21 protein-coding genes are annotated in these 20,934 nt (G+C 74.8%); 17 read left to right on the forward strand and 4 right to left on the reverse strand.

Annotation, left to right across the window (positions count from 1 at the left end; translation table 11 throughout):
* The first annotated feature begins 602 nt into the window (after positions 1-602).
* The 4 genes from OG689_RS25880 (at position 603) to OG689_RS25895 (ending at position 3,187) form a co-directional block, all read left to right on the forward strand.
* The gene (locus OG689_RS25880; RefSeq protein ID WP_323189327.1) at positions 603-839 is read left to right on the forward strand and encodes a TM2 domain-containing protein; all 237 of its coding nucleotides are present in this window, start codon (positions 603-605) and stop codon (positions 837-839) included.
* Between the two features lie 3 nt (positions 840-842).
* Positions 843-1,307, forward strand: coding sequence for a DUF2752 domain-containing protein (locus OG689_RS25885; protein ID WP_266323261.1), 465 nt, complete (start codon positions 843-845; stop codon positions 1,305-1,307).
* Between the two features lie 349 nt (positions 1,308-1,656).
* Entirely contained in the window at positions 1,657-2,307 is a 651-nt protein-coding gene (locus OG689_RS25890; protein ID WP_073923031.1) for an IclR family transcriptional regulator, read from the forward strand.
* A 79-nt stretch (positions 2,308-2,386) separates the two neighbouring features.
* Positions 2,387-3,187 (forward strand): S16 family serine protease, encoded by an 801-nt coding sequence (locus OG689_RS25895; RefSeq protein WP_266323262.1) that lies wholly within the window; start codon positions 2,387-2,389, stop codon positions 3,185-3,187.
* Positions 3,188-3,477: 290 nt separating this feature from the next.
* Here the strand turns inward: OG689_RS25895 and OG689_RS25900 are convergent, their stop codons facing one another.
* Complete coding sequence (locus OG689_RS25900; RefSeq protein WP_190214877.1) at positions 3,478-3,951, reverse strand: Lrp/AsnC family transcriptional regulator; 474 nt, start codon at positions 3,949-3,951, stop codon at positions 3,478-3,480.
* Positions 3,952-4,262: 311 nt separating this feature from the next.
* On the opposite strand from OG689_RS25900, the gene OG689_RS25905 reads away from it, so the two are divergent.
* A complete protein-coding gene (locus OG689_RS25905; protein ID WP_266323263.1) occupies positions 4,263-4,988 on the forward strand; it encodes a VOC family protein in 726 nt (241 codons plus the stop codon).
* Positions 4,989-5,000: 12 nt separating this feature from the next.
* On the opposite strand, the gene OG689_RS25910 is transcribed toward OG689_RS25905, so the two are convergent.
* The gene (locus tag OG689_RS25910; RefSeq protein ID WP_266323264.1) at positions 5,001-5,555 is read right to left on the reverse strand and encodes a hypothetical protein; all 555 of its coding nucleotides are present in this window, start codon (positions 5,553-5,555) and stop codon (positions 5,001-5,003) included.
* Positions 5,556-5,757: 202 nt separating this feature from the next.
* On the opposite strand from OG689_RS25910, the gene OG689_RS25915 reads away from it, so the two are divergent.
* The 7 genes from OG689_RS25915 (at position 5,758) to OG689_RS25945 (ending at position 13,430) form a co-directional block, all read left to right on the forward strand.
* The gene (locus tag OG689_RS25915; RefSeq protein WP_266323265.1) at positions 5,758-6,477 is read left to right on the forward strand and encodes a response regulator transcription factor; all 720 of its coding nucleotides are present in this window, start codon (positions 5,758-5,760) and stop codon (positions 6,475-6,477) included.
* Between the two features lie 53 nt (positions 6,478-6,530).
* Positions 6,531-8,030: a HAMP domain-containing sensor histidine kinase gene (locus OG689_RS25920; protein WP_266327439.1), complete on the forward strand. Its 1,500-nt coding sequence runs from the start codon at positions 6,531-6,533 to the stop codon at positions 8,028-8,030.
* Positions 8,031-8,070: 40 nt separating this feature from the next.
* Positions 8,071-8,319, forward strand: coding sequence for a hypothetical protein (locus OG689_RS25925; protein ID WP_266323266.1), 249 nt, complete (start codon positions 8,071-8,073; stop codon positions 8,317-8,319).
* A gap of 207 nt (positions 8,320-8,526) precedes the next feature.
* Positions 8,527-10,074, forward strand: a complete 1,548-nt coding sequence (locus OG689_RS25930; protein ID WP_266323267.1) for a cellulose binding domain-containing protein — start codon at positions 8,527-8,529, stop codon at positions 10,072-10,074.
* A 244-nt stretch (positions 10,075-10,318) separates the two neighbouring features.
* Positions 10,319-11,227 (forward strand): hypothetical protein, encoded by a 909-nt coding sequence (locus tag OG689_RS25935; protein ID WP_266323268.1) that lies wholly within the window; start codon positions 10,319-10,321, stop codon positions 11,225-11,227.
* A 2-nt stretch (positions 11,228-11,229) separates the two neighbouring features.
* Complete coding sequence (locus OG689_RS25940; protein WP_266323269.1) at positions 11,230-11,781, forward strand: WXG100 family type VII secretion target; 552 nt, start codon at positions 11,230-11,232, stop codon at positions 11,779-11,781.
* Between the two features lie 164 nt (positions 11,782-11,945).
* Positions 11,946-13,430, forward strand: a complete 1,485-nt coding sequence (locus OG689_RS25945; RefSeq protein ID WP_266323270.1) for a glycosyltransferase 87 family protein — start codon at positions 11,946-11,948, stop codon at positions 13,428-13,430.
* 56 nt (positions 13,431-13,486) lie between these two features.
* Here OG689_RS25945 and OG689_RS25950 read toward each other — a convergent pair whose 3' ends face one another.
* A complete protein-coding gene (locus tag OG689_RS25950) occupies positions 13,487-13,930 on the reverse strand; it encodes an SsgA family sporulation/cell division regulator (protein WP_266323272.1) in 444 nt (147 codons plus the stop codon).
* Positions 13,931-14,335: 405 nt separating this feature from the next.
* Between OG689_RS25950 and OG689_RS25955 the strand changes: the two genes are divergently transcribed.
* Together OG689_RS25955 and OG689_RS25960 are read left to right on the forward strand one after the other, a co-directional pair.
* Complete coding sequence (locus OG689_RS25955; protein ID WP_266323273.1) at positions 14,336-16,441, forward strand: RDD family protein; 2,106 nt, start codon at positions 14,336-14,338, stop codon at positions 16,439-16,441.
* Between the two features lie 71 nt (positions 16,442-16,512).
* Positions 16,513-17,241: an RDD family protein gene (locus OG689_RS25960; RefSeq protein ID WP_266323275.1), complete on the forward strand. Its 729-nt coding sequence runs from the start codon at positions 16,513-16,515 to the stop codon at positions 17,239-17,241.
* Positions 17,242-17,322: 81 nt separating this feature from the next.
* On the opposite strand, the gene OG689_RS25965 is transcribed toward OG689_RS25960, so the two are convergent.
* Complete coding sequence (locus OG689_RS25965) at positions 17,323-17,595, reverse strand: hypothetical protein (protein WP_266323276.1); 273 nt, start codon at positions 17,593-17,595, stop codon at positions 17,323-17,325.
* Between the two features lie 400 nt (positions 17,596-17,995).
* Here OG689_RS25965 and OG689_RS25970 point away from each other — a divergent pair, with 400 nt between their 5' ends.
* The 3 genes from OG689_RS25970 (at position 17,996) to OG689_RS25980 (ending at position 20,908) form a co-directional block, all read left to right on the forward strand.
* Positions 17,996-18,703: an endonuclease V gene (locus OG689_RS25970; protein WP_266323277.1), complete on the forward strand. Its 708-nt coding sequence runs from the start codon at positions 17,996-17,998 to the stop codon at positions 18,701-18,703.
* 203 nt (positions 18,704-18,906) lie between these two features.
* Positions 18,907-19,392 carry a hypothetical protein gene (locus OG689_RS25975; protein WP_266323278.1) on the forward strand — a complete coding sequence of 162 codons (486 nt, stop codon included), beginning with the start codon at positions 18,907-18,909 and terminating at the stop codon, positions 19,390-19,392.
* Between the two features lie 70 nt (positions 19,393-19,462).
* Positions 19,463-20,908 carry a WXG100 family type VII secretion target gene (locus OG689_RS25980; RefSeq protein ID WP_266323279.1) on the forward strand — a complete coding sequence of 482 codons (1,446 nt, stop codon included), beginning with the start codon at positions 19,463-19,465 and terminating at the stop codon, positions 20,906-20,908.
* The last annotated feature ends 26 nt before the right edge of the window (positions 20,909-20,934 follow it).

Consider the following 20,934-nt stretch of genomic DNA (forward strand, 5'->3'; position numbering starts at 1 on the left):
CGGGGCGCCCGGCGGTCTGCCGTCCGGCCGCCGCCGGTGCGCGCGGGCCCGGCGGATCGCCGGGGCGGGCGGGTCCGCGATCCGGTGCGGGGGCGCGGGGCCCTCCAGCGGCGGGGGAGGGGGCAGTGCCGGACGGCCGGGCCGCCACGGTGTCGCGCGACGGGGCGGATGGCGCCGACGAGGGGGCGTCCGCGGGCGACGGACGGCCGGGAGCGTGGCGTCCGGGTGGCGGGCCGCGGTGGGGCGGACCGGTGGGAGTGATCGTCGGTCGGATGAAACGGGTTGTGGGCGAATCATCGTCACTGTGCGGAGCGCCGTGACGGATTCTCTGACGGAGCGTAACCAAATGGTCATGGGGGATTAATGGATCGGCGAAGAATTCGTGGAGACAGCCGGTGTGATCATCCGCTAGTGTTCCGCGTGCTACGCCGCCACGGGGGGACCGCCACGGCATTCGGGCCGTCATGGGCGGCCCGCCGAGGTCCTGTCGAGGACGAACGGTGTCGTGTCCCCTTCTCTTCGAACGCTCCGTCCGAGCGTTCCGCCCGGGCGGCCGGAGACCCCTGCCGCCCGGTCATGTCGTCACAAGGAGCAGACCGAACGTGTCGTACCCCCAGAACAACGCCCAGCAGTCCGACAAGTCCAAGGTCGTCGCGGGCGTCCTGCAGATCCTCCTTGGCTACCTCGGCGCCGGCCGTTTCTACACCGGTCACATCGGTCTTGGTATCGCCCAGCTGCTGACCTGCGGCGGCCTCGGCGTCTGGTCCCTGATCGACGGCATCCTCTTCCTCACCAGCAACGACCGCACCGACGCCCAGGGTCGTCTGCTGAAGAGCTGAGCCATGAGCTCCTCGCGCCCCGCGCGCGAGCCGCGATCCCTCCGCCCCGGTGACCGTACCCGGGGCGGAGGCTTCGCCGTTCCCGCGGCCGTGCGGCTGCGCACCGCGGCCGCGCCGCTCGGGCTGGCCGCCGCCGGCGCCGCCGGGGCGGCCTACCTCTGGTCGCGCGATCCGCACCTGCCGGGGCAGTGGCTGCCGTTCTGCCCCTGGTACCGGCTCACCGGCCTGCAGTGCCCCGGCTGCGGCGGCACCCGGATGGCCTTCGACCTGCTGCACGGCGATCTCGCGGCGGCCTGGCAGGACAACGCGGCGCTGCTGCTCGCGCTCCCCGCGGTGGCCGCGCTGTACGTCACCTGGCTGCGGCACGGCCTGGCCGGGCGGAGCTGGCGGCCGGCGCTGGGGCGCCGGGGAACGGCCGCGGTCCTCGGGGTGGCCGTGCTGTGGACGATCGCCCGCAATCTGCTCTGAAACCGGCATTCCGGCCGGGGTGAGTGTCCGAAGTCCGGACTGTGATCGAACTGGTGCCCACGGAACGATTGCGAATTAGGTGCTTTTGTCCGGTTCTGTCCGATCGAATCAAAACGATCATGACCGAATTTTGGACAAGCACTTCCCCAGCGAGCATCTCCTTCACTACCTTTCCCCCACGCTCACTCGCCAGGCAATCCCCCGCGAGCGGGGCACCCCCGCAGGGCCGCACGCCCGTCAACGACGACGGCAACGGCGTGCCCTGGCGCGGCCCACCCAACCTGCGCGCGACACCCCCACCCGGACGGCCCTGCCGCTCCGGTGACCGCCGCGGAAAGGAATGCGCGTCGTGACTGCCGAGACCTCCCAAACCCTGGACCGAGGAGTACGGGTCCTCAAACTGCTCGCCGACTCGGAGCGCGGGCTGACCGTCACCGAGCTGGCGGCCCGCCTCGCGGTCAACCGCACCGTCGTCTACCGGCTGCTCGCCACCCTGGAGCAGCACGGGCTGGTCCGCCGTGACATCGGCGGCCGGGCCCGGGTCGGCCTCGGTGTCCTGCGGCTCGCCCACCGGGTGCACCCGCTGCTGCGCGAGGCCGCCCTGCCCGCCCTGCGCAGCCTCGCCGAGGACCTCGGAGCCACCGCCCACCTGACCCTGGTGGACGGCAACGAGGCGCTCGCCGTGGCCGTGGTCGAACCCAGCTGGACGGACTTCCACGTCGCCTACCGGACCGGGCTGCGCCACCCGCTGAGCGAGAGCGCGGCCGGTCGGGCGATCCTGGAGGCCCGGGGCTTCCCCGGCCAGCGCAGGCCCGAGGACGGGTTCGTGATCACCCGTGCGGAGGAGCAGTCCGGCGCCAGCGGCGCCGCCGCCGCGCTGGTCGGGCTGAGCGGCATCGAGGGCAGCGTCGGCGTGGTGATGCTCAACGGACTCGTCCCCGAGCGGGTCGGCCCCCGGGTGGTCGAGGCCGCCACCGAGGTCGCCGACGCGCTGCGCTGACGGCCGTCGCGTCGGCCCGGCGCGGCCGGGCGCTCGCGCCCGGGCCCGCCGGGCGCCCCCGGTGTGTTTGGATGCCTCTGTGCCCGACCTGAAGCTGCCCCCCGCCCTGACCGCCCCCCGGACGCGCGCGCTGACGCTGTGCGGCGCGCTCGTCACCGCGCTGTTCGGCGTGGCGGCCTTCGTGCCGCTGCCGTACACGCTCACCATGCCCGGCGTCACGGCGGACACCCTGGGCGACTACCAGGGGCAGCCGGTGATCACCATCACCGGGGCGCCCGTGCGCCCGACCGACGGACAGCTGCGGATGGTCACCATCTCGGCCACCAACCAGGACGAGCGGACCAGCCTCTGGCGGGCCCTGCAGGCCTGGGCGGACCCGGACGAGGCGGTCCGGCCGACCGACTCGGTCTACCCCAAGTCCGACCCGGTGAAGTCCGAGCAGGTCAACGCCCAGCAGATGACCGAGTCGCAGGACAGTGCCACGGTCGCCGCGCTGGACTACCTGCACCTCTCGCCGGCCCAGGTGAAGGTCAGCATCGACCTGGGCGACATCGGCGGGCCCAGCGCCGGGCAGATGCTGGCCCTGGGCATCGTCGACAAGCTCGGCGGCGACGGCGGCAGCCTCACGGCCGGCCGGACCATCGCCGGCACCGGCACCATCGACGACCAGGGCAACGTGGGCGCGGTCGGCGGTGTGCCGCTGAAGACCCAGGCGGCGGCGCGGGACGGCGCCACGGTGTTCCTGGTGCCCAAGGGCGAGTGCTCGGACGCCCGGGTGAACACCCCCGAGGGGCTCCGGCTGGTGCCGGTCTCCACGCTCGCCGAGTCGGTCTCGGCGCTCAAGGCGCTGCGGGACGGCGGGGACGTACCGAGCTGCTGAGGCAGCGGGCCGTGGCGGTACCGGGCCGCCGGAGTGCCGGGCCGTGGCGGTACCGGGTCATGGACGAGGAGCCGGGCCGCCGACGTACGGGCCCGCCGGGCTTACCGGGCCGCCGACGTACCGGCCCGCCGGGCTTACCGGGCCGCCGGTGCCGGGCCGCATCGCCCGCCCGCGCTCGTCGGTCACCGACGGTTGGGGTCGGGCACGTGCAGCCGCCGAGGATCGTGCTCCGGGCAAGGGATCGTCCTGGCCTGTCGGGCGGGGCGTGATTCACCGCCCCTGAAGCGCCCTCACTCCGCGGCGGCCTGGTCCACCAGCGGCAGGATCCGGTACGGCACCGGATTCTCCAGGGCGATGGCGGTGGAGGAGCGGACGATCCCGTCGAAGCCCACCACCCGGTCGATCACCCGCTGCAGATCGGCGTTGGAACGGGCCACGATCCGCACCATCATGTCCCCGTGGCCGGTGATGGTGTGCAGTTCCAGCACCTCGGGGACGGCCGACAGGTGGGCGCGTACGTCGGCGCCCTGGCCCTGGGAGATCTCCAGGGTGGCGAAGGCCGTGACCGGGTAGCCGAGCGCCGCCGGGTCCACCTCCGGGCCGAATCCGCCGATCACCCCCTTGGCCTGCAGCCGGTCCAGCCGGGCCTGCACCGTGCCGCGGGCGACCTGGAGCCGGCGCGAGCACTCCAGCACCCCGATCCGCGGCTCCTCCGCCAGCAGCCTGATCAGTTTCCCGTCCAGGGCGTCGATCGCGTCGTTCAGCGACCCGGCCGGGCGGGCCGCCGCCGGGCCGGCCGCTCCCGCGGCGCCGACCACCCCGGGAGCGCCGGGGAGGCCCGAGGGCCCGGGAGAACTGGGGGAGTTGGCGGGGGGCATCGCGGGCTCCGTCCGGATGGGCATTCTGTACAACGGTGCCGCCAATTCTCCGGCCCGGCAGCGCACCTTGACCAGGAGGAATCGGAACAGTTGCGCATCGGTGTGCGGGGCGCCACCCTCCAGCGACACCCCGCGGGCAGGCCCCCACCGCCCGGCGGGACGCGTACTGGTCCGCACGCCCACCGGGAGGGCTCGTCATGACCGAGATCGCCGCCGAACACGCCACCGTGCACACCTTCCCCACCCGTACCCGCACCGACATGGGGCCGGGCCGAGGGGCCGGGTACGACCTGGCCCGGGAGATCGGCCCGGACGCCGAGCCCCGGACCCGCCCGGGGGGACACCCCGGGAACGCTCCCGGCACGGCCCCGGCGCCCGGCGTGACGGCGACCGGCGCGACCGACGACGACGCCGGGCCCCTGCCGGGCGGCCGTACCGACGCGGTGGTCTTCGTCGTCCGGGACGCCGAACGGGCCGCCCGGCGCTACCTCGACCTGCTCGGCCTCAGCTGCAGCGCCTACGCCGGGCCGGACACCGGCGAGCCGGAGACCGTCTCCTACGTACTGCAGGGGCCCGGCAGCAGATTCGTCCTCACCTCGGTCGTCCAGGTGATCGGCGAGCGCGGCCGCACCCTGGCCGCCCACCTGGTCACGCACGGCGAGGGCGTGGTCGACCTCTCCGTCGCCGTGCCCGACGTCCACTACGCCTACGACTTCGCCGTCGACCGGGGCGCCCGCTCCTACGCCGAGCCGTACGAGACGCAGGACCGCCACGGGACGGTGCTGCTCGCCGTCATCGGCGCGCCCGGCGGCATCCGGCACACCCTGGTCGACCGCTCCCGGTACACCGGCCCCTACCTGCCCGGGTTCGTCGCCCCGGCGGCCGGACGGATCGTCAGAACCGGTGCGAGCAGCACGGATTGACCGGGACGACGGTCAGCGCACCACCGTCTGGACGTCCGGCGCGTGCCCGTTCCAGGTCACGAAGACCGAGTTGGCGTCGCCGTCCTTGGAGAAGTCGATCCGCATCCACTGGTCGCCGTGCCAGACCTGCATCTGCCAGCCCGGGTCGGGCGTCGCGGAGACCAGCTCGGCGGTGGTCGGCCGCAGGTCCAGCGCCACCCGGCCGCCCGGTACCAGGAAGCTGCGCACCGAGGTCGCGGCGGGCTGGCGGGAGGCAGCCGGCGCCGCCGCGGTGGTCGGGGCCGGCGCCGGGGGCGGCGACGGCGTGCCGGGCGCGGCGGCCCGCTGGGTCGCCGTGCCGAGCGCGGCCTGCGGGGTGGACTCCACCCGGGAGGCCGAGGGTGACCGGGAGGCCGACTCCGACTCCGTCGCCGCGACGTCCTTCGCGGCGGGGGAGGGCAGCGGCAGCGCGGTCGGCTGCTCGAAGGCGGCGCCGGTCAGCACCGCGTGCACGCCGAACCAGGACAGCGCCACCGCCGCGCCGGTGGCCGCCGCCCAGGCGCCGAGTTGAACCAGTCCGTTCCGCATCGCCCGCTCATCCTGCCGTATCGGGACGAGCACCAGCTCAGCACCCCTGGCCTTCGGAAGGGAACTTGCACAAACCACCCGGACCGGATCGGGATCGAGCTGATATCCGTCCGAGACCGACCGGGCCCGCGCCCTGAACTCCGCCGCCAACTCCACCCCGAGGTACAGACCACCTGACCTGGATGGCGTACCGTGCTGGCCCATGGCAACAGTGCTCGTGGTCGAGGACGACCCCTTTGTACGCTCCGCCCTCATCCGGCACCTGTCCGACTCGGGGCACGCGGTCCGCAGCGTGGGTACCGCTCTTGAGGCCCTGCGCGAGGTCGCCCAGGTCGGCTGCGACCTGGTGATCCTGGACCTCGGGCTGCCCGACCTGGACGGCAGCGAGGCGCTCAAGATGATCCGCGGCCTGACCAACGTCCCGGTGATCATCTCCACCGCCCGGGACGACGAGGCCGAGATCGTCCGACTGCTCAACGACGGCGCCGACGACTACCTGGTGAAGCCCTTCTCCGGGGAGCACCTGTCCGCCCGGATGGCCGCCGTGCTGCGCCGGCTCGGCGGCGGCACCGCCCCCGCGGCCAAGATCCTGCGGGTCGGCGGCCTCGCCATCGACCTGCAGCGCCGCGAAGCCGTCCTGGACGGGCGCACGCTCGACCTGACCCGGCGTGAGTTCGACCTGCTCGCCTTCCTGGCGGCCCGCCCCGGGGTCGTCGTCCCGCGCAAGGAGATCCTCGCCGAGGTCTGGCGGCAGACCTACGGCGGTGACCAGACCATCGACGTCCACCTCTCCTGGCTGCGCCGCAAGTTGGGCGAGACCGCCTCCAGCCCGCGCTACCTGCACACCGTCCGCGGGGTCGGCGTCCGGCTGGAGGCAGCCGGGCAGGCCCCCGGGCCGACCTCCGCGGAGCACCGGAGGTGAGGCGGGTACGGGGCGGCCGGGGGGCGCCCGACGCGCGGCCGTCCGGGCACTCCCTGCGCTGGGCGCTGATCAAGGCCGCCGTCGCCGGCACCACCATGGTCGCGCTGGCCTTCCTGATCCCGCTCGGCCTGATGGTCCAGCAGACCGCGCGCGACCGCGCCTTCACCGCCGCCGAGCGGCAGGCCGGCGCGCTCGGCCCCGCCCTCGCCATCACCACCGACCAGGACGCCATCTCCCGCGCCGTCGCCAGTACCGACGCCGGCGCCCAGGGCCGGATGGCCGTCCACCTGCCCGCCGTCGCGGGCCCCGGCGCGGCCGCCGCCGGCCCCGGGACGGCCGGCGCGGCCCCCACCCCCACCCCGGCCCCCGGTGCCACCCGGACGGGCGTCGACTGGGGCGCCTCGACCGGCACGGTCGCCCTGGGGCCCAGCATCGGCTCGGTCCGCAGCCTGGACGCGGACGTCGCCGCCGCCGCCAGCCAGGGCCGCTCGTACACCGTCCACGTACCCGGCGGCTACGCCCTGCTGCAGCCCGTTGCGGTCGACACCGCCCGGGTCGCGGTGGTCGAGGTCTACGTCGACGACGGCGACCTCACCCGGGGCGTCTCCACCGCCTGGCTGGTGCTCTCCGCCGTCGCCCTCGCCCTGGTCGCGATCTCCGTCCTGGTGGCCGACCGGATGGGCGCCCGGATCGTCACCTCGGCCCGCTCGCTCGCCGCCGCCGCCCGCTCGCTCGGCGGCGGCAACCTCGCCGTCCGGGTCCCGGTCGACGGCAAGCAGGCCGACGGCAGCCCGGAGGAACTGCGCGAAGCCGCCCACGCGTTCAACGCCATGGCCGACCGCGTCGTCCACCTGCTGGCCGCCGAACGGGAGTTGGCCGCAGACCTGTCGCACCGACTGCGCACCCCGCTCACCGTGCTGCGGCTCAACGCCGCCTCGCTCGGCGAGGGCGACGCCGCCGACGCCACCCGCCACGCCGTCTCCCAGCTGGAGCGCGAGGTCGACCAGATCATCCGCTCGGCCCGCCGGGCACCCGAGGACGCCCCCGCCGTCACGGTCGGCTGCGACGCCGCCGAGGTGATCCGCGAACGGGTCGGCTTCTGGTCCGCCCTCGCCGAGGACGAAGGCCGCCGCTGGCAGCTGGCCGGCGCCGAGCGGCCCACCCCCGTGCCCGTCCAGCGCGGCGACCTGGCGGCCTCCGTCGACGCCCTGCTCGGCAACGTCTTCCGGCACACCGTCGTCGGCACCGCCTTCTCCGTCGACGTGCTGGCCACCGACAGCTCGGTGATCGTCCTGGTCGGCGACGCCGGGCCGGGCTTCACCGACCCCGACGCCGCCCTGCAGCGCGGCCAGGGCCACGGCGGCGACGGCTCCACCGGCCTCGGGCTGGACATCGTCCGCAAGCTCGCCGAGGCCACCGGCGGCGACCTGGCGCTCGGCCGCTCCGCCGTCCTCGGCGGGGCCGAGATCCGGCTGCGCCTGCAGAGCCGCCCCGACGGCACCCCCGCCCGGGGCAGCCGCCGCCGCACCCGCAGCACCCTGTTCCAGCGATGACCGACCGTCAAAGTCGGTCCGCAGAAGGGCGATCCGGGCCATGGGCGAACTGATCTGGCAGATCGAGGCCTTCGCGGTGGTCGGCGACGAGCACCTCGCCGACCACCCGCTGCCGGACAGTTTCACCCCGGCCGACGCCGCTGCCCTGGTCGGGGACCACCCGGACCTGATCGGCTCCTGCTTCGAACTCGGCCCCGACCAGCTGGCGGCCGCCTCCCGGCTGCTCGGCGCCCCGCTGGACCCGGACGCCGCCGCGTACTTCCTGGTCGCCCGGGCGGCCCGCCCGTAGCCACCGGAGCGGGCCTGCCGACAGATCTTCCTTAAGTGCGCCGTAAGGGACCTGTTCGCCTCCCTGAGCAGGCCGCCGGGCCCCGCACCGCGCGGATAACGTCGGCCGTGCCCGGGCCGGACGAGGCGTCGCGACCCCCACCGACGACGCCTCCCGCGCCCGCCCGGGCCCCTGTTCCCACGGTCACCTCGCGGAGGTACGCCCACCATGACGTCCCAGTCCACCAGTCGTACCGGCCACCACCGGCGCAGCCGCAAGGGCACCGTCGTCGGAGCCTCGGTGGTCGCCGCCGCCGTCGTCGCCGGCGCGGTGGTCGCCCTGGCCACCTCCGCCAGCGCGGCCTCGCTGGGGGCCGTCTACAGCCGCACCAGCACCTGGGACGGCGGTTACACCGGCCAGTACCTGGTGACCAACCCCGACAGCCGCGCCATCGACGACTGGACGCTCAGCTTCGACCTCCCCGCGGGCGCCAGCATCAGCTCCCTGTGGAACGCCGGGTTCACCGCCTCGGGGCAGCACATCACCGTCAAGCCCGAGTCCTGGAACAAGCACCTCGACCCCGGCAAGACCCTCTCGGTGGGCTTCGTGGTCCAGGGCTCCGGCGCGGCCCAGGCCGAACCCGGCAACTGCCTCATCAACAACGCCTCCTGCAAGGCGGGGGACGGCACCCTGCCCACCCCCTCGGGCCGGCCCACCACGACGCCCACCGTGCAGCCCAGCGCCTCCGCCACGGCCGCGCCCACCACCGCCGCACCCAGCCCGACCGCCACCAGGACCCCCACCGCCACGCCCACCGGCGCGACGCCGACGCCGACCCCGACCGCCGCCCCGGTCACCGGTACGGGCTTCGCCCCGTACGTCGACACCTCGCTCTACCCGCCGTACGACCTGGTCGCCACCGCGAAGGCCACCGGCGTCAAGAACTTCAACCTCGCCTTCGTGGTGTCCGGTGGCGGCTGCACCCCGAAGTGGGGCGGCGTCAGCGACCTCGCCACCGACGCGGTGGCCGCGCAGATCGGCGGGCTGCGGGCCGCCGGCGGCGACGTCCGGGCCTCCTTCGGCGGCGCCAACGGCAGCGAACTCGCCCTGGTCTGCGGCACGGTGGCCGATCTGACCGCCGCGTACCAGAAGACCGTCGACGCGTTCGGTCTGACCAAGGTCGACTTCGACGTCGAGGGCGGCGCGATCGCCGACGCCGCCGCCAACACCCGCCGCGCCCAGGCGATCGCGCAGCTGCAGAAGAACGCCGCCGCCAAGGGCCGCACCCTGGACGTCTCCTACACCCTCCCGGCGCTGCCCACCGGCCTCACCCAGGAGGGCGTCAACCTGGTCGCCGACGCCAAGAAGAACGGTGTCGCGATCGGCGCCGTCAACATCATGGCGATGGACTTCGGCGACGGCGTCGCCCCCAACCCGCAGGGCCAGATGGGCAAGTACGCCATCGCCGCGGCCACCGCGACCCAGGCGCAGGTCAAGAGTGTCCTCGGCCTCGACGACGGCGCCGCCTGGGGCAAGGTGGCGGTGACCCCGATGATCGGCGTCAACGACGTCTCCACCGAGGTCTTCACCGTCGCCGACGCCAAGCAGCTCGCCGACTTCGCCAAGTCCAAGCACCTGGCCTGGCTGGCGATGTGGTCCGGCACCCGGGACAAGGCCTGCGACGGCGGCGCCAAGCAGTACGCGGACGCCTCCTGCAGCAGCATCGTCCAGCAGCCGCTCGACTTCACCCGGGCCCTGGGCGCCTACACCGGCTGACCCCCGCCGGCCCCCACCCGCCCGGCCGCGACTCCCGCCAGGAGCCGCGGCCGGACCGGTTCCACCCGCCGGGACGCCACGGCGACCGGGGCTGACAGGCGGTCAGCGCCGGCCGGGCACACCGGCCGCCCACGACCGGACGGCCGAAGGGGTGGGCTATTTTGGGGAACAGAGCGCGCGGCGTCCGGCCCGCGCGACGGGGGACGACCCGCCACGGCGGGCGGTGAACGGGGGCGAACGGACGATGCCGATCGACACGAGCGGGGGCGGATCCGGGTTCGAGGTGAATCCGGAGGTCCTGGAGGGCGCGGGACAGAACGGCCGGCGGACGGCGGCGCGGATCCCGGACCAGGCCAAGGGCGTGCTGGCGCCGGCCGAGGCGGCCCAGGGCGCCCTGAAGGGGTGGGGGAGCGGCGCGGCCCTCAGCGGCTGCACCGACAGCTGGAAGGCGGCCCTGGACTCCACCGCCGCGGACATGGACCGCTGCGGGGACAACCTGGTCAGGACCGCCGCCAACTACCGCGCGGCCGACCAGGCGACTGCCGGCGGAATGGCGGCCGCCGGCGACACCACCGGCCTCACAGCCACCATGAGCACCATGGCCGCCACCGACCTCGACGGCGCCCACACCCTGCCCTACCCGGCCCCGCCCCGCAGCGGGAGCGGCCCGGACGCGGTGATCCTGCCCTACCCGGACCGGCCCGGCGCCGAGGAACCGGGGGTCGTCCACCCGGTCGCCCCCGGCGGCCGCGACCCGATCGCGCCCGGCCGGCCGGGGACCGTCCCGCCGACCTGGACCGGCCCGGGGCCCGCGATCGTCCACCCGATCGCGCCCGGCGGCCGCGACCCGATCGCGCCCGGCCGGCCGGGAATCGTCCCGCCGACCTGGACCGGCCCCGCGCCCGCGATCGTCCACCCGATCGCGCCCGGCGTGACCCGGCCCGCCGCCGTCACCCCGATCGACTGGATCACGGCGCCGTACCCGGTGGACGTCATGCCGGTCTTCGTACCGGGCAAGGTCCACCCCCTGCCCGCGCCCGCCGGGCCGGACGAGCCCTTCGAGATCCACCACTTCGACCCGCCGACCAAGGAGGCGCAGGAGCAGATGCACCGCGCCATCATGGGCGAGGGTCCCGCACCGAGGGGGCTGTGACCATGGACTTCCGAACGCTGCGCGAGGCCGACCCGAGCGCCCTCGAAACCGCCGCCCAGGCGTACGCCAAACTGCAGGACGCACTCCAGGCGGACCAGCGCGAGTGGCGGGACGGCACCGCCGACCCGGTCGCCCACTCCGGCTGGCAGGGCCCCGCCGCCTCCGCGGCCAACGGGTCCGTCGGGCGGACCGGCAAGAAGCTCGACGACACCACCACGGGGCTCGCCCCGATGAGCAAACTGCTGAACCAGGGCGCCGTCGACATCAGGGCCGCCCAGAACGACCTCCGGCAGACCATCGACGAGGCGACGGCCAACGGCCTGCGCGTCGGCGACGACGGCAGCGTCTCCTGGGAGGCGACCCCGACCGCCTACACCGACGAGGCGACCGCGGCCCGGGCGGACGCCGACCTCAAGCAGCGGGCCGAGCAGACCAGCGCCAGGATCGGCCACATCGTCGAGCGGGCCGCCGACACCGACCAGGCCCTCAGCGCACGGCTCGACGCCATCAGCAGCACCGCCCGCGGCCTGGCCGCGCAGGCCCGCCCGGCCTGAGAACGGCCCCCCAGGCGCCCCGGCCCCCGCGACGCACCGCCGTCGCGGGGGCCGGGGCGCCTGGGGGGCCGCCGGGCCTCCCGCCCGGCCCCGCCCACCGCCCGGGCGGCCCGCCACCCATCGGGTAGGGTCGCTAGTTGGTCGAACGGCGGACGGAGCTGACAGTGACAGCGGTGCATGACGAGCGCAGGGCGGCGCAGGCCGTGCCGGGCCCGGATCCCGCCGCCGCGCCGGACCGGCCGTCCGGACGGCTGGCGGCCGCCCTGTCGGCCCCCGTCCGCGCGGTGCGCCAGGCACCGCGCCGTCCGATGCTGACCGCCGGCGCCGTGGCCTTCGTCTCACTGCTCACCTACGCGATCGTCCGGCACTTCGTCGGGACCTCGATGGTCGACATGATCGTCTACCGGGCCGAGGGCTCCGCCGTGGTGAACGGCGGGGACCTCTACGGGTTCCGGGTGACCGAGTGGGCCCTGCCCGCCACCTACCCGCCGTTCGCGGCCATGCTCTTCGTCCCCACCACCTGGTTCGGGATCGGCTTCCTGCGGATCGCCATCACGGTCGGGAACGTCGCCCTGCTCGCGCTGCTCGCCCACCTGTCCTTCAAACTGGTCGGCTGGCCGCGCCGGGAGCTGCGCCCGGTCGGGGTGGTCCTGATCGCCGGCTGCGGGGTCTGGCTGGAGCCCGTCTTCACCACCCTGCGCTACGGGCAGGTCAACCTCGCGCTGGCCTGCCTGATCCTGTGGGACCTCACCCGCTCCGACGCCCGGCTCGCCAAGGGCATCGGCATCGGCATCGCCGCCGGCATCAAGCTCACCCCGGGCCTGTTCGCCGTCTACCTGCTCGTCACCGGGCGGATCCGTGCGGCCTTCGTGGCCGGCTTCGCCTTCCTCGGCACCTTCCTGCTCGGCGCGCTGTTCCTGCCCGACGCCACCTGGGGCTACTGGACCAAGTACCTGTTCGACTCCACCCGGGTCGGCAAGACCGAGATCGTCGACAACCAGTCCGTCCGCGGCGCCGTCGCCCGGCTGCTGCACACCGCCGAGCCCGGCACCCTCGCCACGCTGGCGGGCGGCCTGGTCGCCCTCGCCGGCGTCGGCGTCGCGGCCTACGCCTTCCGCAGCGCCCGGGTGCTCCCGCGCGCCGAGGCATGGGGCGTCTGCTGCGCGGCGGTCACGGCCGTGCTGGTCTCCCCGATCAGCTGGACCCACCACTGGGTGTGGTGCGTCCCGGTGCTCGTCCTGCTGGCCGCCGAGGCGGCCCAGGAGGCCTCGCGCCCGGCCGCCGTCCGGCGACTGCGCTGGCGGCCGATCTTCGTGGCGACCCTGATCGCCTTCTGCTCCTTCGCGATGTGGCTGGTCCCGCACAAGGGCGACCTCGACCAGCACCTCAGCCCGCTCAGCCAGCTCCCCGCCGCGGTCTACCCGCTGGTCGGCGTCTGCTTCCTGCTGGTCGCCGCGCTGCGCACCGCCTCACGCCGCCGCGCCGCCGGCCTCCCGCTGCTGGGGACCGACCGCCGGGCGGACGGGCGGACGGACGCGCAGCCCGGCAACCGGGCGGATGCGCCGCCGGACGCGGGTCGGAGCCCCGCCGCCGGGTCGGCAGCGGCCGGCCCCGCCCCCGAGCGTCAGCAGGCCCCCGCGGCCGGCTGACACCCCCGGACGGCGCAGCCCGGCCCGGCCGGCCGGGCCACCCGGACGCGGCCCGCTCATGCCAGCAACGCGGCGAGCGAGCCGTCCATGTCCAGCGCCGCCAGCTCACTGCCCGGCGGCACCAGCCGATGCGCCCGCTCCAGCCAGGCCGCCACCACCGGCAGCGGCGCCTCCAGCAGCGCGTCCCCGGCCGGCGAGCTCAGCGCCATGCACAGCACACTGCGCCGCCCGGCCGCGCCGCCGCCGGCCCGGGACTGGGCGGCGGCCGGCCAGATCCGCACATCCCCCTGCCCGCACGGCCGGAAGGTGCCCTCCACCAGCAACTCCCGGGCGAACACCCAGGTCACCGGTGTCCCGGTGTCCAGGTGGAAGGTGATGTGCACCGCGAACGGGTCGTGGCTGCCGTACGACAGCCGGGCCGGGACGGGCACGCTGTGCTCGGGGGAGAGAATCAGGTTCAGTTCCAGCTCGTGCTCGACCACGCTCGTCGAGTGCTCCATCGTCGCGTTCCTCTCTGCTCTGCCTTCGGTCCGGGCCCGGCCCGCGCCGGGCCCTGCCACCGTTGAGAGCACGGTCCGCCCGGGGTCTTACACGGGTTTCGTGGAATCACGGCCAATTCGTGGCCGAGGTTCCGCCGGATTCCGTCGAGCAGGGGTGAACTTCCCCCGGCGGGCGCGTGCCCGAGACCGCGCGCCGGGCGCGCGGCGGCCCCGGAGGGCACGGACATACCCGTACGGGCGCCCGGCTGTCCGGGGAATGCCCAAGTTCCGCCCTGAGGGGCGCCGAGGTACTACCCTTTGTGACTGCCCGGCGACTGTCCGCCCATGAGTGCAGGCGAGCAGCCGCCAATCGGCGCGGCCGCTCGTCGGCACGGCGCACCGGCCCTGCCAGGAAAGAAGACCCTCATGACGGACCTGCCCTTCGCCGGCGGCGCGGACACGACCGTCGGCCCCGTCCCGGGCTACTACGCCGACCCCTCGATCCCCGGCTACGTCCGCTACTGGGGCGGTACCGCCTGGGTGCCCGGCACCAGCAGGCCCACCCCGGCCGAGGGCGAGGTGCTGGAGCCGCCGCGCTTCCTGGGCCGCCCCGGCCGGCCGGCGGGCGCCCGGTACGTGCCGCCGCCGTCGGGTTCGGGGCTGGCGGCCGAGGGCGGTACGGGCGCCGGAACGGGCGCCGGACCGGGTGCAGGGCCGGGCGGGCGGCCGGACGGCGCCGGTGGTGCGGCCGGGACGGCCGGGACGGGCACCGGCGGCGGCCCGGGCGGCGGGACGGTGCTCAGCCCCGGGGACACCGGGCCGGTCTACTTCGACCAGACGACCGGCGGGGCGTCCTTCGTCCTCGCCCCGCAGGCGGAGCTGGAACTGCGCCGGCAGGCGGACATCGCGGCGTGGGCGGCGCAGGAGCAGTCGGCGGCGCACGGGTCGGTACCGGCGCACGGGCAGGCGCCGGGGCAGGCGCACGGACACGGTCCGGGGCCGGGGGAGGCCAAGGCGCAGTGGGGCGGGCACCCCTTCTCCTCCCCGCTCCCGGCGGCGGACGAGGAGCGCGCCCCGCAGGTGGCCGGCGCCGTCCTGCGGGTCGCCGAGCCGGTACTGCGGAACGCGGCCGCCGCCGCTTCCGCGAGCCGGGCCGAGGCCCCGACCACCTACGCCGACCCGCAGCCGGCGCCGGTGCCGCACCAGTCGACCGGCGGGGCCGAACCGGCGGGCCCGCTGCCGTCGGTCGGCAGCTCGGGCTGGCAGGCCGACCCGCGCGCCCAGCGCGGCCTGCTGGAGACCGGCGGCTCGCCCCGCTGGGTCTCCTGGGGCGTGCTCCCCGGCGCCGAGGCCCCGCCCGAGGCCCTGTCCGAAACCCCGTCCGAGATCCAGGCCTGGCCCATGTCCCAGGAGCGGCCCGGACACCGGTCCGCCGCGAACCCCGAGGCCGCCACCGAGATCCAGCCGGCGACCCCGGAGCCCACGCCGACGAAGGTGGCGGCCTGGAGCCGGGTCGAGCTACGTGGCGAGCCGCGGACGGAGCCCGAGGCGGGGCCCGCGCCTGCGGCGGGGGTGGACGACGGACCTGCGTCCGGGGTGACGGCCGCGAGCCCCGGGTCCGGCCCGGCCCCGAGCCCGGCGGGGCGGCCCGCCGCGCTGCTCCCCGGCCCGGCCGCCGCCCCGGACGGCAGGACGGCCGCCCGCACCGACGGCGGTGCCGCCGGTGCCGCCGCTCCCGCATCGGCCGCCGACCGGCCTCCCGCCGCCGACCGTGGCACCGCCGTCGGTCGTGGCGCCACCACCGGACGCGCCGCCGCCGCTGTGTCCGTGTCCGTCGCCACGACCGCTGCCGCGACCGCCGGGGCACGGTCCGGCCCGGCCGCCGCCGGCCCGGCCCGGCGCCCGTCCGCGACTCGGAGGCCCGCCCCCCGCCCGGCGGCAGGGCTGGTCCGCCGGCTCGTGGCGCGGATCGTGGACACCACGGTGATGGCGATCGTCGCGGTCGCCGCCGGACTGCCGCTCGCCTCCGCGGCCACCGAACACGTCCAGGACAAGCTCGACCGAGCCAGGACGGCCAGCACCCTGGCCGGCCGTCAGGTCCAGGTCTGGCTGGTGGACGGCGTGGTGATGGGCAAGGCCGGCGTCCTGCTGGCGGTCCTGCTGTTCGTCGGCGTCCTGTACGAAGTCCTCCCGACCGCCCGGACCGGCCAGACCTTCGGCAAGCGCCTGATGGGCATCCGCGTGGTCGATGCGACCGTCGAGGCCCGGCCGCCCGCCCGCGGCCAGGGGGGCGCCCGCGGCAAGGAGAGCGCCACGGCCCGCCCGGGCGCCCGTAGCGGGACCGCCGCACCCCAGGCGAAGCAGCGGCCGGGGGGAGCCGGAACGCCCACGCTGGGACGCTCCTTCCTCCGATGGATCGTCAGGCAGCTCGCCTCGGTCCTGGTGATCGGCCTCTGCTGGCCGCTGTTCGACCGGAAGGCCCGGCGCGGGTGGCAGGACCGGGCGGCCCGCACCCGGGTGGTCAGGGCCTGAAGGGCCGTGCGCCAGGATAAAACGGACTAAATGTCCCGAATTTGCACTAAGGGTGATGTTCTACTCAGGGCATGAGCACCTACGACCCCTCAGGGCCCGAGCCGGAGGAGGGCGGTAAGCCCTCGTTCGACAAGAACCCCCCGCCAGCGGGCGGCACGCCGTCAGGTGCGCCGTCCGACCCGTACGGCACTCCGACACCGCCGCCCGGTGACCCGTACGGCACCCCGCCCCCGGCCGGCAGCCCGTACGATCGGCCCGGCGCCTACGGCGGCACCTACGGAGGCGGCCCCTCCGACCAGCCACCGCCCGGTCAGGGCTACGGGACGGGCTACGGCCCCGGCGGCCAGGGCTCGCCCGGCGCCGGCCCGGTGCCGGGCATGCCGCCGCTCGGCAGCTGGCCGAACCGGATCCTGGCGCGCGTCATCGACTACCTGCTGGTGCAGATCGTGGCGATCCTGCTGGTGCTGCCCTTCGCCAGCCTCGGCAACCGCAGCGGCTCGACCGGAGCCTTCTGGCTGGCCTGCATCCTCTGGTTCTTCTACGAGGGCCTCATGCTCAGCCGGGACGGCCAGACCCTCGGTAAGAAGGCCATGAAGGTCCGCGTCGCCATGCTGGTCGACGGCAACATCCCTACCAAGCCGGCCGCCTGGACCCGCTCCGCCGTCTTCATCGTCCCCGCCGTGATCTGCTGCGCGATGCTCTGGTGGGTGATCGACGGCCTGTTCGGCGTCTTCGACAAGCCCTACCGCCAGTGCATCCACGACAAGTCGGCGAAGACCGTGGTGGTGTCCACCGTCTGACCTTGCCCGAGCCGCCGGACACAAGGGCGTGGGGGAGGCCACCCGCATCGGGTGGCCTCCCCCACGCCCTTCCGGCACGGCTCAGCCCTGCCGCGCGTACTCCCGGGAGGCAGAGGTCCGGACGCCGGGCCCGGCCGGGACGACCGGCGGCACCGCGACGGGTCGAGGGGCCGCCGGACGGCGACGGCCCGCCATGGACAGCGCCGTGGCAAGGGTGCCGAGGGCCAGGGCGACGGCCACCACGACCGCGATCTCCAGGGCGCCGGTGACCCCCGAGACGCTGAGCAGGGCCACGGTGGCGACGACGACGGTGAGGGTGCCGGTGCAGATCTGAGCGACTGTGGGGCGCGGCATGGCGGTCGGTCCTTCGCGCGTCGGGGGCTGCGGAGTGGTCGGGCTGCGGAGCTGTGCGAGGTGGAACGCCTACGGGAGAATGCCTACCCAGCTTGGGAGTTCGGTAAGTTCACCCTAACTCGGCATATGCGGGGCACAGGGGGCGCACAGGCTCATCACACGGTCGTGCGCCCCTGCGGACGGCCGAAAACCGACCTCGGTACGGTGATCACAGCACCCCGTCGTACCGCCTCGTACGTACGGCTCCGCCCGCCGCCCGTACGGCTCGCCCGCCCGAACCGCCCGCCCGTACCGCTTGCCCGTACCGCCCTGACCGTTGTGCTCCGCCCCGCTCCGTCCGGGCGCCCGTCCGCTCCGCGGCTCCGGCGCCCGATCCGCACCGACACCGCCTGGGGGACCCGTGCCCATTCCCGCCGACTGGCCGACCACCGAGACCGAGGCCCTCGCCGAACAGGACCGCCTGCGCGCCCTGGTGGAGCCGTTCGGCCCGGGCCCGGTCGACGGCGACCTCGTGGCCGGCGTCGACGTCGCCTACGACGACGAACGCGACCTCGTGGTCGCCGCCGCCGTCCTGCTCGACCACAGCACCCTGGAGGTCGTCGAGGAGGCGACCGCGGTCGGCCGGATCGCCTTCCCCTACATCCCCGGCCTGCTCGCCTTCCGCGAACTCCCCGCCGTACTCGACGCCCTGGCCGCCCTCACCCGCACCCCCGACCTGGTGGTCTGCGACGGGTACGGCCTCGCCCATCCCCGTCGCCTCGGTCTCGCCAGTCACCTCGGCGTCCTCACCGGCCTGCGCACCTACGGCGTGGCCAAGACGCCCTTCACCTTCACCGGCACCGCCCCGGGGCCCGAACGCGGCTCCTGGGCACCGCTCATGGACACCCGGACCGGCGACGGCCAGGGCGAGGAAGTCGTCGGCCGCGCGGTCCGCACCCGCACCGGCGTCAAGCCGGTCTTCGTCTCCGTCGGCCACCGCATCGGCCTGGACGAGGCCACCGCCAGCACCCTCCACCTCGCCCGCGACTACCGCCAGCCCGAAACCACCCGCCGCGCCGACTCCCTCTGCCGCCGCGCCCTGACGGACCTGCAGCACACCACCGCCTGAACCGCCGAGCGCCCGCCGGGCCCGGAATCGCAGGTCAGGGACGGCGGCGGCAATCCGCCCCGGAGGGGCCGTTCTGCCCGTCGGTGCCATGTGTTAGACATAAGGGTTACGGCTTGAATGCTGCCCCGCCGAAGGTCCGTCGACCGGACCGCATGCCGGCGGGTCACACAGGATGCATGAGATGCACGGGGGAGGTACGAGGCGTGAGCACGGGGACAGGTTCGAGCGGCGGCTCCGGAAGCGGCTACCGCGTTGAGGTGGACAACCTGAAGGCTTTCGCCGCACAGGTACGCCGACTGCTGGCGGAGTTCGAGGCGTACGCGGACGGCACCAAGACGCACGGACAGAGCGCCATCGGCAAGAACGCGTTCGGCACGTTCGCGGAGGCCCAGGACCTCCACGCGCAGTACGAGGTCATGCGGGACGGCCTGCGCGACGTCATGAACCAACTTCAGGACGCGGTGAACGACGCCCACCGCAAGGCCGAACTCACCGCCGTCAACTACGAGGAGCAGGAGCACGCCGCCTCGCAGAAGCTCAAGCTCAGCTCGGACGGCTGGTCGGTGGCCAACCCGTCCGCCGCGAGCACCGCCGCGGTGACCCAGGCAGCCACCCCGCCCGTCAGTACCGTGCAGCCCCGGACCGCGGCCGCCGGCCGACCCGGCCAGCCGGCCCAGCCCGGATGGTGAGAGGCCGCACCATGATGACTGAAATCCAGCCCCAGGCCGGTCGTGCGAGCGGGACGGGAGACGCCCGATCATGAGTTTCACCGACTTCAACAGCTACAGCCACGGCTCGCTCCGGAGCATGGTGCAAGCCATGAACTCGGGCGAGGTGATGAGCGCCAGCGACCCGTGGCGGCGGGCCGCCGACACCCTCAAGGCGATCCACACCTCCCTCCAGTCCACTTCCGGCGAGGCCGCCCTCGACTGGGAGGGCTCGTCCAGCGACGCCTTCTACTCGAAGATGACGAAGCTCGCGAACAACATCAACAACACCGCGTCGTACGCCCAGGACGCCGCCGAGACCCTGAAGCACATGGCCCAGGCCATCGACCAGGCGAAGAAGACCATGCCCGAGGAACCGGGCCTCTGGGACCAGTTCACCGACGGCTTCGGCGACACCGTCTCCGCCACCTTCGGCGGTGACGACGAGGACACCAAGACCGCCGTCACCGACGAGAAGAAGGCCCAGGCCGTCGCGGTGATGCAGATCCTGGCGAGGAAGTACCAGGCGGCTACGCCGGTGCTCAAATCGCCGCGGGATCGGTTCGACGAATCGGGTGAGATTGTTGCTCCCGGGGATCCCACCGGGGCGGCAATCGTCGGATTGATCGCCGGAGCCGGTCTGGGCACGGTGGGTTCCAACGGTTCCGGGAGTGGTGGTAGCGGCAGTCGGTCCTCGCAGTCCAGGCCCGGCGGCACAAGCGTTGCCCCAACCCCTAAGGCACCCAAGACAAACGTCGCCGTGGCACCTGCGGACCCGGCCATCAAGGGTGGCTCGGCGCAGCCCGCCCCCAAGCCGCCGACCCCGGCCAACTTCGGCCCTGGTACCGGAATCGACGGCGCCGTCCTGGCGCCGTCGCCCGCCGGGTCGGGCACCGGTTCGTCGAATCTCGGCGGCACCGGAGCAGGTGGCACCGGCACCGGCCATGCGGGTTCGGGCGGGCTCTCCGGCGGAGTGCCCCAGGGGGGTCTCGGCGGGATCGGCACCGGCAACAAGACGCAGGGCGGCGGTACAGGAAGCCTCTCCGGCGGCCAGAACAAGGCCGGTGCGGTTGGCAGGGAGTTCGGCCGCGGTGGTACAGGTTCGGGTGCCGCCCGTGGCGGCAGTGCCTTCGGCGCGGGCGGAATGAACGAGGGCGGCTTCGGCGGCGGCCGTGGCGCTGCTGGCGGCCGCGGTGGCGCAAGCGCCGTGCGGCGATCCGGTGGCGTCGCGGGTCAGTCCACCGGGATGGGGGCCGGCTCCGGCCGCAAGGCCTTCACCGAGGGTGGATCCGGTCTGGGTGCACGCGCCCGTGTCCAGGCCGAGCACGGCGCAGGTCCGCAGGGCGGTAAGGGTGCCCAGGGTCAGGGCATGCCGCTCAGCGACGCACAGCGCCGTAAGAAGGACCGGGAGAAGGGCAGCAAGCGCCCGGACTACCTCGTCGAGGACGAGGAGACCTGGGTGTCGGGTCAGCACAGCAATCCGAACGTGGTGGAATGATTCCCTGTCCGCCTGTGGACAGTCCG

Source organism: Kitasatospora sp. NBC_00240, assembly GCF_026342405.1.
Lineage (GTDB): Bacteria > Actinomycetota > Actinomycetes > Streptomycetales > Streptomycetaceae > Kitasatospora.

What these genes read in the sequence shown, in the direction of transcription:
- OG689_RS25885 (WP_266323261.1), top strand. Translation starts at nt 843, where the DNA reads ATGAGCTCCTCGCGCCCCGCGCGCGAGCCGCGATCCCTCCGCCCCGGT.
- OG689_RS25905 (WP_266323263.1), top strand. Translation starts at nt 4,263, where the DNA reads ATGACCGAGATCGCCGCCGAACACGCCACCGTGCACACCTTCCCCACC.
- OG689_RS25910 (WP_266323264.1), bottom strand. Translation starts at nt 5,555, where the DNA reads ATGCGGAACGGACTGGTTCAACTCGGCGCCTGGGCGGCGGCCACCGGC.
- OG689_RS25915 (WP_266323265.1), top strand. Translation starts at nt 5,758, where the DNA reads ATGGCAACAGTGCTCGTGGTCGAGGACGACCCCTTTGTACGCTCCGCC.
- OG689_RS25925 (WP_266323266.1), top strand. Translation starts at nt 8,071, where the DNA reads ATGGGCGAACTGATCTGGCAGATCGAGGCCTTCGCGGTGGTCGGCGAC.
- OG689_RS25930 (WP_266323267.1), top strand. Translation starts at nt 8,527, where the DNA reads ATGACGTCCCAGTCCACCAGTCGTACCGGCCACCACCGGCGCAGCCGC.
- OG689_RS25935 (WP_266323268.1), top strand. Translation starts at nt 10,319, where the DNA reads ATGCCGATCGACACGAGCGGGGGCGGATCCGGGTTCGAGGTGAATCCG.
- OG689_RS25940 (WP_266323269.1), top strand. Translation starts at nt 11,230, where the DNA reads ATGGACTTCCGAACGCTGCGCGAGGCCGACCCGAGCGCCCTCGAAACC.
- OG689_RS25950 (WP_266323272.1), bottom strand. Translation starts at nt 13,930, where the DNA reads ATGGAGCACTCGACGAGCGTGGTCGAGCACGAGCTGGAACTGAACCTG.
- OG689_RS25955 (WP_266323273.1), top strand. Translation starts at nt 14,336, where the DNA reads ATGACGGACCTGCCCTTCGCCGGCGGCGCGGACACGACCGTCGGCCCC.
- OG689_RS25960 (WP_266323275.1), top strand. Translation starts at nt 16,513, where the DNA reads ATGAGCACCTACGACCCCTCAGGGCCCGAGCCGGAGGAGGGCGGTAAG.
- OG689_RS25965 (WP_266323276.1), bottom strand. Translation starts at nt 17,595, where the DNA reads ATGCCGCGCCCCACAGTCGCTCAGATCTGCACCGGCACCCTCACCGTC.
- OG689_RS25980 (WP_266323279.1), top strand. Translation starts at nt 19,463, where the DNA reads ATGAGTTTCACCGACTTCAACAGCTACAGCCACGGCTCGCTCCGGAGC.